The following is a 12827-nucleotide window of genomic DNA, read 5'->3' on the forward strand; positions in this document are numbered from 1 at the left end:
AACGCCCCCTTCACCGAGGTCCAGAAGGTCCTCTCCGTCTTCTCAACCGTCACCGCACCGGTCACCGCCGGCGCCTCGGTCTACGCGACGGCCCGGTAAGGTGTGCGCCCCGATGCGGACGTGCCGCGTCTGCGACTCACGCCCGCGCCGAAGGTCCCCCTTGCGTTCTGGCGCGGCATCGCGCACGGGTCGCCCAGGCCCGAGCGATGCCGGGAGGCACCGGGCCGTGGACCCGGTGCACGCGCCGAACCTTGGCGGCTGGCCGATCCGCCTCTATCTGTAAGCGAGGTCGACCGAGGCGTGAGACGGGGCGGGATGAGGTTCAGACGCGCGGCCCGGCGCTTTGGGCGCGCCGGCGGCTTGGCTGGCAGCCTGGTCCTCGCCGCCGCGATCCTCGGCGCCGCACCGGCCCGGGCCGACGTGGTGATCGGCGTCGCCGTCCCGCGCTCGGGCGCCTACGTGGCCGTCGGCGAGCAGGTCCTGCGCGGGGTCCAGGCCGCGGCCCGCGATGCCAATGCCAAGGGCGGGCTCGACGGTCAGACCATCGTGCTCGACGTGCAGGACGATGCCTGCGATTCCAACAAGGCCGTGGCGGTGGCCAACCACTACGCGACCCAGGGCGTGCGGCTCGTGGTCGGCCACGTCTGCTCGAACGCATCGCTGGCGGCCTCCGAGGTCTACGCCGCCAACGGCACGGTGATGATCACCGCCGCCTCCGTGGCCGCCAAGCTCACCGATCGGGGTCTGCCGACGATCTTCCGGGTCTGCGGGCGCGACGACGATCAGGCCAAGCTCTCGGCCACCGTACTGGCCGAGCGATTCCGCGAGAAGAAGATCGCCATCCTCAACGACCTGACGCCGGGTTCGCGCAACCTCGCCGCCGCCACGAAGGAAAACCTCAACCGGATCGGCATCAACGAGGCCATCGCCACCGCCTTCGCGGCGGGCGATGCCGATGATGCGGCCCTCGCCGACCGGCTGAAGGAGGCCGGGATCGCGGTGGCGTATTACGGCGGGGACGCCCGCGAGATGGGCCGCCTCGTGCGGATCTCCGCGGAGCGTGGCTTCAAGCCGCAATGGTTCGGGACCTCGGCCATCGCCACCCAGGAATTCGCCACCATCGCCGGGCCGGCCAGCAACGGCGTGCTGATGACCTTCTACCTCGATCCCCGCCGCAAGCCGGAGGCCGCTGCCGTGGTCGCGGCCTTCAAGGCCGAGGGGGTCGAGCCCGAAGGATCGACGATCTACGGCTACGCCGCCCTCCAGGCCCTCGTGGCGGCCGGCAACTTCGCGCACACGGCGGACTCGAAGCGGATCGCCGCCACCCTGCACGCGGAGCGCTTCGATCTCGTGCTCGGCCCGGTGGGGTTCGACGGCAAGGGGGACGTCACCGCTCAGGGCTATGTCCTCTACGTCTGGAACGACGGCGCCTTCACGTACGCCAAGTAACGGGCGCCCGATCGGGCGCAGCCCCCCTGGGCTTGCGCGCCGTCCGGTCCGCCGGCGCGGGGCCTCCGCCCGTTTCGGGATCGTTTCCGGCCCTTCGCCGTTCGTGAACGGCGGACCTTCGGGCCGCGGGTCGGCCGCGACGCGCCGCAACAGGACGATTCGAGATCTCTCAGCGAGGCGTCATGCCCCCATCCTCCGCGCGCCCGACCACCGGGCGCCGTGCTCTCCTCTCCGCGGGCCTCGGTGGCGCGGCGACCCTCCTGGCGCGCCCCGCCCGGGCCGAGGCGACGCCTGATCTGCGCTGGCGACTGGCTTGCGCCTTCCCCAAGAACCTCGACATCCTGTTCGGCGCGACCGACCAGCTCGCCCGCATCGTCGCGGAGGCCACCGACGGCCGTTTCCAGATCCAGCCCTCGGGGCCCGGCGAGCCGGTGCCCGCCGAGGGCCTCCTCGATGCCGTGGCCGCCGGCACCGTCGAGATGGGCTACGGACCGGCGACCCTGGGGCTCGCCAAGGATCCGACCTTCGCCCTGGCCACCGCCCTGCCCTTCGGCCTGAACGCGCGCGGCCAGAGTGCCTGGTGGCTCCAGGGCGGTGCCGCCGACCTGTTCGGGGAGATCTTCGCCAGGCACGGGCTCGTCGCCCTGCCGGCCGGCAATACCGGCGCGCAGATGGGCGGCTGGTTCCGTCGCGAGATCAAGGCGCAGGCGGACCTCCAGGGCCTGAAGATGCGGATCGGTGGCCTCGGCGGGCAGGTTCTGGCCAAGCTCGGGGTGGTACCGCAGGCCACCCCGGGACCGGACCTCTACGCCGCCCTCGAGGCCAAGGCGATCGACGCCGCCGAGTGGATCGGCCCCTACGACGACGAGAAGCTCGGGCTGCAGAAGGTGGCCCCGACGTATCACTACCCCGGCTTCTGGGAGGGCGCCTCGACGCTGCACCTCTGGATCCAGGCCGAGGCCTGGAAGGGACTGCCCAAGAGCTACCGGGCAGTCCTCCAGGCGGCCGCCGCCCAGGTCCATGCCGACGTGCAGGCCAAGTACGATGCGCGCAACCCCCGCGCCCTGCGCCGCCTCGTGGCGGCCGGTGCGCAGCTGCGTCCGTTCCCGCAGGAGGTGATGGAGCTGGCCCTGAAGGCCGCCAACGACGTCTATGCCGAGATCGGCGCCAAGAACGCCGACTTCAAGCGCATCCACGAGGCGATGAAGACGTTCCGGAACGAGGAATACCTCTGGTTCCAGGTGGCGGAGTACACCTACGACAACTTCATGATCCGGGCCCGTGCGCGTGGCTAGGACGGTCGGGACAGAAAAAAGGCCGCTCCGAAGAGCGGCCCGAAGTCTAGGGAGGAAACGCCCAAGGAGGGCAGCGGGACCGCGACGCCATCGCGGTCCCGCAATGCACAATCTGATCCTCCCACGCGGAATTGCAAGGCGGATAGGGCAGTATCCGTGTCGCTTTTCGTGCTCCGGAACACATTGCCCGATTTCTGTATCCAAAATGACGCACCCGAGACGCCGCAAATTCTCATGACCCCGGGAGGGGGAAGACTCAAGTGAAGCGACATTAAAGGGCTGTTCGAATTCAGTTTTCGCACGGCCCTATGCCGCATTCTCCGGGGTCGATTCGGTCGGGGCGGCCCTTTCTGCCTGGGGCGTCGCGATGGGCGGCGGCCCGATCTTTCGTGACGAGCACCAGGAGGCGATGAGCGACGATGGCGATTCAGGCGGGACGGATTCGGATCCTGAAGGAGGCCGAGCCTCGGGCGGCGGGGCGCTACGTGCTCTACCTGCTGCAGCAGGCGAATCGGGCCCACGGGAATCCGGCGCTCGAGCTTGCGATCGAGGAGGCCAACCGGCTCGGCCTGCCGGTGCTCGCCGGCTTCGGGCTGCTCGACGGCAAGAACGGCTTTCCGGAAGCCAATGCCCGGCACTACGCCTTCCTGCTCCAGGGACTCGCCGATGCGGCGTCCGGTCTCGAGGCCCGTGGCATCGGCTTCTGCCTGCGCAAGGCCTCCCCCGCCCGGGTCGCCATCGATCTGGCCAGGGACGCCGCCCTCCTGGTCCTCGACCGGGGCTACCTCGCGATCCAGAAGCGCTGGTACGACGAGATCGTCGCGGCCGTCGACACCCGGATCGTGCAGGTGGAGGGGGACGTCGTGGTGCCGGTGGAGGTCACCTCGCCCAAGCACGAATACGCCGCCCGCACCCTGCGCCCGAAGCTGCACAAGCACCTCGACGACTACGTCGCGCCCCTGACCGCCCGGAGGGTGAAGCATCCGGCCGGGCGCGGCCTGCCGACATCGGAGGTCGACATCGCCGACCCGGCCAAGGTGCTGGCCGGCATGAGCCTCGACCGTGCGGTCGGACCGGTGCGGCGCTTCACCGGGGGGGAGACCGAGGCGCGCCGGCGCCTCAAGGCCTATCTCGCGGGCCCGTTCGCCGATTACGGCAGCGACCGCAACCGGCCGGAGGCCGGGGCGGCCTCCCACATGAGCCCCTACCTGCATTTCGGGCAGATCTCGCCGGTGGAGATCGTGCTGGCGGTTCGGGCCGCCAAGGCGGGCGGGGCCGAGGACAAGGCGTCCTACGTCGAGGAGGTCGTCATCCGCCGGGAACTGGCGATGAACCACGTCCACTACACGGACGGCTACGACCGCTACGAGCGCGCCGTTCCCGAATGGGCCCGCAAGGTCCTGGCCGAACATGCCGACGACGCCCGGCCGAAGACCTATACCGAGACCGAGCTCGCGGAGGGACGGACGCACGACGTCTACTGGAACGCCGCCCAGGCCGAGATGCGCGAGACCGGCTACATGCACAATCACCTGCGCATGTACTGGGGCAAGAAGATCCTCGAATGGTCGCCCACCCCCGAGGAGGGCTTCGCTCGCACGTTGCGGCTCAACAACCGCTACTTCCTCGACGGACGCGACCCGAACTCCTTCACCAACGTCGCCTGGGTCTACGGCCTGCACGACCGGCCCTGGGCCCGTCGCAAGATCTTCGGGACGGTGCGCTACCAGAGCGAGAATTCCCTGCGGAAATTCGACGCCAAGGCCTATCTCCGGACCGTCGAAGACCTCTGCCGGGCGGAGGCGGGGGACAAGGCTTAGGGCCCCGCGGGGTACGCGCCTTGCCTGAGCTCCTCCCGACCCCCCGCCCCTGACCCGCCCGCCCGCCCGAGCCCCGGATCGCATGCCCCGAACCCGTCCTGCCCAGGTGCTGCGCGTGAAGGTGCTGCACGCCAAGGTCCGGTCCGGGGTGGCCCCGCGCATGCGGCGCCTGCGCGGGGCCACCCGCGACGCGTTCGGGCTGTGGCGCCACCGCCTCCTGTTCCTCGTCGGCGGCATCGGCGTCGGGCTCGCCGCCGTCCTGATGGCGGGTCTCGCCGATGCCGCCCAGGGCGCGTTCCGGCAGGTGCTAAGCGTCTCGCCCCTGGTGGCCCTCGCCCTGACGCCCTTCGGCTTCGCCCTCTGCGCCTGGCTCGCCCGCGAGGTCTTCCCGAACGCCCAGGGATCCGGCATCCCCCAGGTGATCGCGGCGCGCCAGACCGGCCATCTCGCCCTGCGCCGGGCCCTCGTCTCCCTCCGGGTCGCGGCGGGCAAGATCGTGGTGATGAGCCTCGGCCTGCTGTTCGGCGCCTCCACCGGGCGCGAGGGGCCGACGGTGCAGGTCGGGGCCGCGATCATGGCGGCCGCCGGCCACCTCACGCCGGAACGCGTGCCGGGGCTGATCCTCGCCGGCGGTGCGGCCGGGGTGGCGGCGGCCTTCAACACGCCGCTCGCCGGCATCGTGTTCGGGATCGAGGAACTCGGCCGGGCCTACGAGGCCCGCACCGGCGGACTGATCGTCGCCGCCATCGTGGCGGCCGGGCTCACCGCCATGGCGCTCACCGGCAACTACACCTATTTCGGCACGTCGAGCGCCACCCTGCCGTTCGGGCCGGGCTGGATCGCCGTGCCGGTGATCGGGGCGCTGGGGGGGCTGGCCGGCGGCGGGTTCGCCCGTATCGTGATCCTGTTCGCCCGCGGCCTGCCCGGGCGTCTCGGGGCCGCCATCGCCGCCCGTCCCGTCGCCTTCGCGGCGGCCTGCGGCCTCGGGGTCGCCCTGTGCGGCCTCGCCTCGGGCGGAACGATCTACGGCACCGGCTACGAGGAGGCGCGCGCCCTCCTGCACGGCACCGCGGCGTCCCATCCGGACTTCGCGCCCCTCAAGTTCGCCGCGTCGCTGCTCTCGGCGATCAGCGGCATTCCCGGCGGCCTGTTCGCGCCCTCCCTCAGCGTCGGGGCCGGCCTCGGCGCCGCCCTGCAGGGCTGGTTCTCCGGCGTGCCGGTGGCCGCCCTCGTGCTCCTCGGCATGGTCGCCTACCTGACGGGAGCCCTGCAGGCACCGATCACCGCCTTCGTCATCGTCACCGAGATGACCCAGGACCACGCCCTGATGATCCCCCTCATGGTGGCGGCGCTCATCGCCGACGCCGTCTCGAAGGCGGTCTGCCGCGAGGGGCTCTATCATGCCCTGGCGCACATCCTCCTGGAGCGTGCCGTAACCGAGGCCCGCCCGGCCGGGCCGGCGCCCCCCGGACACGCCGCGCAAAACAGCCGAGCTTGAGCGGAACGCTTGCGTCCCCAGGTGGTTATCGGTCGGTTCCGCGAGCTGGAGTGTTGCGCATGACCCTGTTGAAATGGGCCCTCATCTGTTTCGTGATCTCCCTCATCGCGGGCGGCCTCGGCTTCACCGGAATCGCTTCGGGCGCCGGCTCCCTGGCCCGGATCCTGTTCGGCCTGTTCTTGGTTGTGGCCATCGTCATCGTGGTCGTCGCCTTCGCCATCGGGCAGGCGGTGTTCTAGGGCGGCGTCCGTGACCGGCCGGATCGCCCTCGTCACCGGCGCCACCTCCGGGATCGGCACCGAGACAGCGCTCGGGCTGGCCCGGGCGGGGTTCCGGGTCGGGCTCGTGGGCCGGGATGCCGGCCGCACCGGCCGCACGGCCGAGCAGATCCGTGGAGCGGTGCCGGGAGCCCGGGTCGACGGCTTCGTCGCCGACCTGTCGAGCCAGGCCGAGATCCGCCGCCTCGCCGCGGAGGTCCGGGCGCTCTATCCGCGCCTCGACGTGCTGGTGAACAACGCCGGGGCGATCTTCGACCGCTACGCCACCACGACGGATGGCATCGAGCGGACCTGGGCGCTGGATCACCTCGCCTATCTCCAGCTCAGCCTCGCCCTCCTCGATCACCTGAAGGCCGGTGCGCCGGCCCGCATCGTCAACGTGGCCTCGACGGCGCATCGGCGTGGTCGCATCGCCTTCGACGATATCGGCCATGCGCGGCGCTACAGCGCGATCGCCGCCTATTCCCAGGCCAAACTCGGCAACGTGCTGTTCAGTGCGGCCCTGGCACGGCGGCTCGCAGGCACCGGCGTCACCAGCAACGCTCTCCATCCCGGCGTCATCGCCAGCGGCTTCGCGTCGGAGACCGGCGGTTGGTTCGGCCTCGGCTGGCGTCTGATCCGCCCGTTCATGACGAAGCCCGCGGACGGCGCGGCGACTTCCCTGTACCTCGCCACCGCGCCCGCGGTCGAAGGCCGCACGGGTCTCTATTTCGACCGGTGCGCGCCGGTGGCGCCCTCGGCCCGAGGCCGGGACACGGCGCTTCAGGAACAGGTCTGGGCCTTCAGCCTGGCGCAGCTCGGCCTGGAGGATCCGACCGGCAGCTGACGGCGAAGGCCGCCCTCACTCCCGACGACAGGAGTGTCTGAAATCGTTTTCATGCACTGGGCGCATGCCCGCTCCCTCACGGAAGCAATTGCATGGTGCGGTGCGAGATGGCATCTGATCGCCATGCACCGCGGCGATGGCGTCGCCGCGGTGTGCCCTTCTTGGGCGTTTCCTCCCTAGACTTCGGGCCGCTCCCTCACCGGGGCGGCCTTTTTTTCTGTCCAGTGGAAGGGCGTTCTATCCGCCCCGGGACGCGCCGACAAGCACAATTGTGCGCAATCGCACCTCGAGACGCAGACATTATTCTGCGCCGCTCCCGGGAGACGACGCAGGATCGTCCGCGTCAGGCGGCCGGGGCGTCTGCCAGGAAGGCGCCGGACAGGGCCTGGGCGATCAGCGCCCGCGTCTCGGCGACTCCGTAGAGGGCGATGAACGAGCCGAATCGCGGGCCGCGCGCCTCACCGAACAGCACGTTGTAGATCGTGGTGAACCAGGCCTGCGACACGCCGGGGCGCCCGTCCGGGCTCTTGGCCTTGCCCGACAGGTCGGGAAAGTGTCGGCGCCCGACCTCGTAGACCACCGCCTGCAGGCCCTCCGGATCGACGGAGCCCTCGTGCGCCGCGAGGGTCTGCGCGAGATCCTCCAGGGCCGCCCGCTCCGCCTCGGTGGCCGCCCGGTAGGTCTTGGCCGGGCGCACCAGGTCCCGGAAGTAGGCCAGCGCGTGGCCGACGAGGCGGGCGAGGACGGGGTGGGTCTCCGGCCCCACATCCGGGTCGTAGCGGCGGATGAAGCCCCACAGCACGGCCGGGTCCTCGGTGTTGGCCACCGCCGCGAGGTTGAGGAGCATGGCGAAGGTGAGGGCCCCCCCCTTGCCGACCGCCTCGGCCGCCGGCGGATGCCCGGCATGCAGGTGCCAGACCGGGTTGCCGAGCTTCTGGGCCGGCTCCTGGCCCGGGAACTTCTCCAGGAAGCTCAGATAGTCGTCGACTTGGCGCGGGATCATCTCGACGAACAGGCGCTTGGCCTCGCGCGGCTTGTTGTACATGAACAGCGCCAGGCTGTCGGCCGTGCCGTAGACGAGCCACTCGTCGATCGAGAGGCCGTTGCCCTTCGACTTCGAGATCTTCTTGCCGTCCTTGTCGAGGAAGAGTTCGTAGTTGAACCCCTCCGGCGGTTCGCCGCCCAACGCCCTGGCGATCTCGCCGGAGAGCTTGACGGAATCGATCAGGTCCTTGCCGGCCATCTCGTAGTCGATGCCGAGGGCCACCCACCGCATCGCCCAGTCGGGCTTCCACTGCAGCTTGGCGTGCCCGCCGGTCACCGGAGTCTCGTACCCCTCGCCGGTCTTGGGGTCGCGCCAGACCAGGGTCCCGGCCGAGACCCGGACCTCGTCGATGGCCACCTGCATCACCTCCCCCGTCACCGGGTGGATGGGCAGGAACGGCGAGTAGCTCGCGGAGCGCTCGGCCCGCAGCGACGGCAGCATGATCGCCATCACGGCGTCGTAGCGCTCCAGCACCGTGAGGAGGGCCGTGTCGAACACGCCCGAACGGTAGCATTCGGTCGCCGAGCGGAACTCGTAGTCGAAGCCGAAGGCGTCGAGGAAGCGGCGCAACTCGGCGTTGTTGTGCGCGCCGAAGCTGTCATGGGTGCCGAACGGGTCCGGGACGCGGGTCAGGGGCTGGTTCAGGGCACCGATCAGCAGGGGCTTGTTCGGCACGTTGTCCGGCACCTTCCGCAGGCCGTCCATGTCGTCCGAGAAGGCGATCAGCCGGGTCGGCACGCTGTCGTTGGTGAGGACCCGGAAGGCGTGGCGCACCATCGAGGTCCGCGCGACCTCACCGAAGGTGCCGATATGCGGCAGGCCCGAGGGTCCGTAGCCGGTCTCGAAGAGGACTTCCGATTTCGGGCGGCGTTCCAGCCGCGCCACGAGCTTGCGCGCCTCCTCGAAGGGCCAGGCCGCGGCGGTGGCGGCCGCCGCGATGAGATCGGGGTCGGAGGGAAGCGGGGACGGCATGGGGACAGCGTCAGTTCTGCAAGGATGGGGGAACGGAAGATCGCGAAGGCCGGCACCGTAGGGAGGGCGACCCGGAGGGTCAACGCGGATCGATCGACTGGCATCCGGCCCTGGAAACGTGGTCGAAACCGTGTGCGGTCTGACGGCGCTCCGCCGGATTCCGGTCCCGAGCGTCTCATGCCGCGCCCGTGTCCCCTCGGGCTTGCCGTGCTGTCGCACCTGACGCCCTCCCCCCTCCCGGCCGGAGCTGCGTCGACGCGAACCTCGATGCCGGCAGCGGCATTCCGACGGACTCGAGACGGGCACCCGACGGCGGGCGCTGACGACCGCGGTGGCGACAGGATCCCGCAGGTCCTGCGCCTTCGTTCCCGCCGGGCCGCGCAACGGCGGTGGCGGGCGCAGCGGCCGATGCACCGGCCGCGGGTCTGACGTGTTCCCGGCGCCGTCCGGCTTCACACCATCGCCGCGGGTGTCTGCGAGACACCGTCCCGTTCCGTTGCACGGCCCCGTCCGGCGCACCCGAAAGGCTCCATGTCGGTCCGCTCCATGCCCGCGCGCTCCATGTCTCCCCGTTCCCTGTCCGCACGCTCCGTCCCGGCGAGATCGAAGATCACGCGGGCCGCACCCGCCGCGCTTCGCGCGATCGCGCGGGCGGCCCGCCCCGCCGAGACGCGCGCCACCCGGCTCCTGTTCCTCATCGTCGGCTTCGGCGTCGCGGCCTGGGCGCCCCTGGTGCCCCTCGTGAAGGCGCGAGCGAGCCTCGATGACGGTACGCTGGGCCTGCTCCTCCTCTGCCTCGGCATCGGCTCCCTGGCCACCATGCCGGTGGCGGGCGCCCTGGCGGGTCGCTTCGGCACCCGCCCCGTGCTGGCGGTCGCTGTGTTCGTCACCGGAACGGCCCTGATGGTGCTCTCCCGCGCCCCCGGCCTGCCTGTCCTCGCCGCCGCCCTCACCGGCCTCGGCATCGGCCTCGGCCTGCTCGACTGCCTCATGAACCTTCAGGCGGTGGCGGTGGAGCGCCGGGCGGAGCGCCCGATGATGTCGGGCTTCCACGGCCTCTACAGCCTCGGCTGCATCCTGGGGGCCGCCGGCTTCAGCGCGCTCTTGAGCCTCGGCCTGACGCCGGCGGCCGCGACCCTGGGGGTGGTCACCGGCATCGCGGCCGCCTTCCTCGTGGCCCTGCCCGGCATCCTGCCGGCGGTGGCGGAGGGGCCCGGCGGCCCGGCCTTCGCCCTGCCGCGCGGCCCCGTGCTCGGCATCGGGCTCCTGTGCTTCGTGGTCTTCCTCACGGAGGGCTCGGCCCTCGACTGGAGCGGCGTCTTCCTGATCCAGGAGCGCGGCCTCGATCCGGCCTGGGCCGGCCTCGGCTACGCGGCCTTCTCGCTGACCATGACGGCGGGCCGCCTCACCGGCGACGCCCTCGTGCGCCGGATCGGCCGCCGCCGCATCGTCGTCCTGGGCGCGCTCCTAGCCGCCGCCGGGCTCGGCCTCGCGACGGCGGTGCCGCTCTGGCCGGCGACGCTCCTCGGCTACGCCCTGGTGGGGGCGGGCTGCGCCAACATCGTGCCGGTGCTGTTCACCGCCGCCGGCCGGCAGGAGACCGTGCCCGCCGCCCTCGCGATCCCGGCCGTGACCACGCTGGGCTATGCCGGGGTGCTCGCCGGCCCCGCCGCGATCGGGCTCCTCGCCCATGCCACCAGCCTGACCCTGGCCTTCCTCGCGGTGGCCGCCCTCCTGCTCGCGGTCGCGGCCGGTGCCGGGCGCCTGCGCCTCTGAGGGGCGATCACCCGGGGACGGGTTCGGCCAGGGGGGCCGGCCAGGAGAAGCGGACGTTGCCGTCGCGCAGGCCGGCGAGCACGACCTCGATGCCGCCCGACCGGATCATCCAATCGAGGCGATGGTCGCGGTATTCGCGGCGGCGTCCGCCGGAAGTGTAGATGTCGGGGGCCTCGGCCATCTGGGCGGCGGCCGCGTCGAACTCGGCGAAGGTCGCCGCCACCGCGGGGCGCGCACTCACCCGGGCGTGCCAGCGGGCGAGCGGGGTCCCCGGCGCCGGCCCGAGGCCGTAATGCACCGAGCGGTTGACCATCGGGGCCGCCGCCGCGTCGGCCCAGCCGAAGCCCGCACCGCCGAACCACGCGGCCGCGCCGAGGCGCTCCGACAGCCAGCCCTGGAGCACCGCCGTCTGCGCCGCCGCCTGGGCGCGCAGGTGCGCGGCGAGGTCTCCGGTGGCCCGGCGGAACCACAGCACCTCGCCGAACCCCCAGTTCACCGCCTCGTACTGGGTGTCGCAGACCTCCTCGGTGAGCCGTGCGAAGGCCCGCGCCGCGGGCTCGGCCGGCAGCAGGGGCGGCTCCGGCCAGCGCTCCTCGACGTATTCGAGGATCACCGTGGATTCGAACAGCGTCACGTCCCCGTCGAGGAGCACCGGCACCTCGGTGCGGGGATTGGCGGCCGCGAAGGGCCCCGCGTCCCGTCCCGTGCCGAAGCTCTCGGGAAGCTCCGCCGTGAACGGCACGCCCTTCTCGCGCAGCGCGATCTTGATCTTCTGGGCGTAGGACGAGAGCGGGTGCTCGTAGAGCAGCATGGTGGAAGGCTCCTCGGTGCGCGGGATGCGGCCCGCCTCAACGCCCGGTCGCCTCGGGCAGAGGGCCGGGCTGCGGGATCGGCGCGCCGGTTCCTAGAACGGGCTCACCGGGAAGAACCGCAGGTACAGCTCGGCGTATTTCCCCTCGTCCCAGAGGCGCTGGAGCGCGTCGTCGAGCGCCCGCGACAGGGCCGGGTCGTCGGAGCGGGTGACGAGGCCGATGCCCTCGCCGAAGTAGCGGTTCTCGAGGTAGTCGCCGCCCGTGAAGGCGCAGCAGCCCGCGGCCTCGACGCCGCCGATCCAGAGGGCGAGGTTGAGGCCGTCGGCGAAGACGTAGTCGACCTCGCCCCGGCGCAGGGCGCCCTCGGCGGTGGCGAGGTCGGTGAAGTCCTTGGCGGCGGCCTTGGGGAAGAACGCCTTCAGATAGGCCGCGTGGGCGGTGCCGCCGACCACGCCGACGCTCCGATCCGCCAGGGCGGTCGCCGAGGGGGCGGGGAGGCCCTTGTCGGTGCGGGCGGCGAAGCGGGCCGGCCAGCGGAAATAGGGTCGCGTGGCGAGGAAGCGGGCGCGCAGGGCCGGCGTCAGGGGGATCGCCGCGGCGACCACGTCCCCCTGCCGTTCGGCCAGGGCGTCGAGGAGGGTGTCGAAGCGCCGGGCCTGAACCGTGCAGGTCATGGCCAGGCGCTCGCAGACCGCGCGGGCGAGCTCCACCACGAAGCCGGTGGGCGTGCCGTCGGGGCCGGCGAAGTGCAGGGGCGGGAAGTCGTCGTCGGTGAGGAAGCGGACCGTGCGCGCGCTCGGCTGGGTTTCCATGCGCTCCTGGCGGGCGCGCGGGTTCCAGAAGTTGGGGATCGTCACGCCCTCGGCACGGGCCGCCGGAGCGGAGCCGAGGCCGTACACGGCCGCCGCCAGTGCACAAGCCGCCGCCCGGCCCCGACGCCGCCTTGCCTTTCGGCCGGCAAACGCGGAAGTTGCAATCGTGGCGCGTGGGTTGCGCGTGGAAACGGACTGGCTCACGGCCCTCCCCTAGCACATCCACGGGCCGCCGGGAGGTCGC

Annotated in this window: 10 protein-coding genes; 7 read left to right on the top strand and 3 right to left on the bottom strand. The window is 71.9% G+C overall.

Going from position 1 to position 12827, the window contains the following annotated elements:
- Positions 1–315: 315 nt before the first annotated feature.
- The 6 genes from ASF20_RS05945 to ASF20_RS05970 all read left to right on the top strand — a co-directional run bounded on the left by ASF20_RS05945 (position 316) and on the right by ASF20_RS05970 (position 7166).
- Positions 316–1449 carry a branched-chain amino acid ABC transporter substrate-binding protein gene (locus ASF20_RS05945; protein WP_056213606.1) on the top strand — a complete coding sequence of 378 codons (1134 nt, stop codon included), beginning with the start codon at positions 316–318 and terminating at the stop codon, positions 1447–1449.
- Positions 1450–1631: 182 nt separating this feature from the next.
- Positions 1632–2744 (top strand): TRAP transporter substrate-binding protein, encoded by a 1113-nt coding sequence (locus ASF20_RS05950; protein WP_056271979.1) that lies wholly within the window; start codon positions 1632–1634, stop codon positions 2742–2744.
- A 419-nt stretch (positions 2745–3163) separates the two neighbouring features.
- A complete protein-coding gene (locus ASF20_RS05955) occupies positions 3164–4564 on the top strand; it encodes a deoxyribodipyrimidine photo-lyase (RefSeq protein WP_056271981.1) in 1401 nt (466 codons plus the stop codon).
- A 160-nt stretch (positions 4565–4724) separates the two neighbouring features.
- Positions 4725–6062, top strand: coding sequence for a chloride channel protein (locus ASF20_RS05960; RefSeq protein WP_056272128.1), 1338 nt, complete (start codon positions 4725–4727; stop codon positions 6060–6062).
- Positions 6063–6121: 59 nt separating this feature from the next.
- Positions 6122–6301, top strand: coding sequence for a DUF1328 domain-containing protein (locus tag ASF20_RS05965; protein ID WP_056213599.1), 180 nt, complete (start codon positions 6122–6124; stop codon positions 6299–6301).
- Positions 6302–6311: 10 nt separating this feature from the next.
- Positions 6312–7166, top strand: a complete 855-nt coding sequence (locus tag ASF20_RS05970; protein ID WP_056271984.1) for an SDR family oxidoreductase — start codon at positions 6312–6314, stop codon at positions 7164–7166.
- Positions 7167–7509: 343 nt separating this feature from the next.
- On the opposite strand, the gene ASF20_RS05975 is transcribed toward ASF20_RS05970, so the two are convergent.
- Positions 7510–9183: a lysine--tRNA ligase gene (locus ASF20_RS05975; RefSeq protein WP_056271987.1), complete on the bottom strand. Its 1674-nt coding sequence runs from the start codon at positions 9181–9183 to the stop codon at positions 7510–7512.
- Between the two features lie 561 nt (positions 9184–9744).
- On the opposite strand from ASF20_RS05975, the gene ASF20_RS05980 reads away from it, so the two are divergent.
- A complete protein-coding gene (locus tag ASF20_RS05980; protein ID WP_156647982.1) occupies positions 9745–10959 on the top strand; it encodes an MFS transporter in 1215 nt (404 codons plus the stop codon).
- Positions 10960–10966: 7 nt separating this feature from the next.
- Here ASF20_RS05980 and ASF20_RS05985 read toward each other — a convergent pair whose 3' ends face one another.
- Together ASF20_RS05985 and ASF20_RS05990 are read right to left on the bottom strand one after the other, a co-directional pair.
- Positions 10967–11770 carry a glutathione S-transferase family protein gene (locus ASF20_RS05985; protein ID WP_056271989.1) on the bottom strand — a complete coding sequence of 268 codons (804 nt, stop codon included), beginning with the start codon at positions 11768–11770 and terminating at the stop codon, positions 10967–10969.
- A 93-nt stretch (positions 11771–11863) separates the two neighbouring features.
- Positions 11864–12682 (bottom strand): transporter substrate-binding domain-containing protein, encoded by an 819-nt coding sequence (locus ASF20_RS05990; protein ID WP_056272134.1) that lies wholly within the window; start codon positions 12680–12682, stop codon positions 11864–11866.
- Positions 12683–12827: the final 145 nt, after the last annotated feature.

It is taken from the genome of Methylobacterium sp. Leaf88, from assembly GCF_001422795.1.
Classification (GTDB): Bacteria; Pseudomonadota; Alphaproteobacteria; order Rhizobiales; family Beijerinckiaceae; genus Methylobacterium.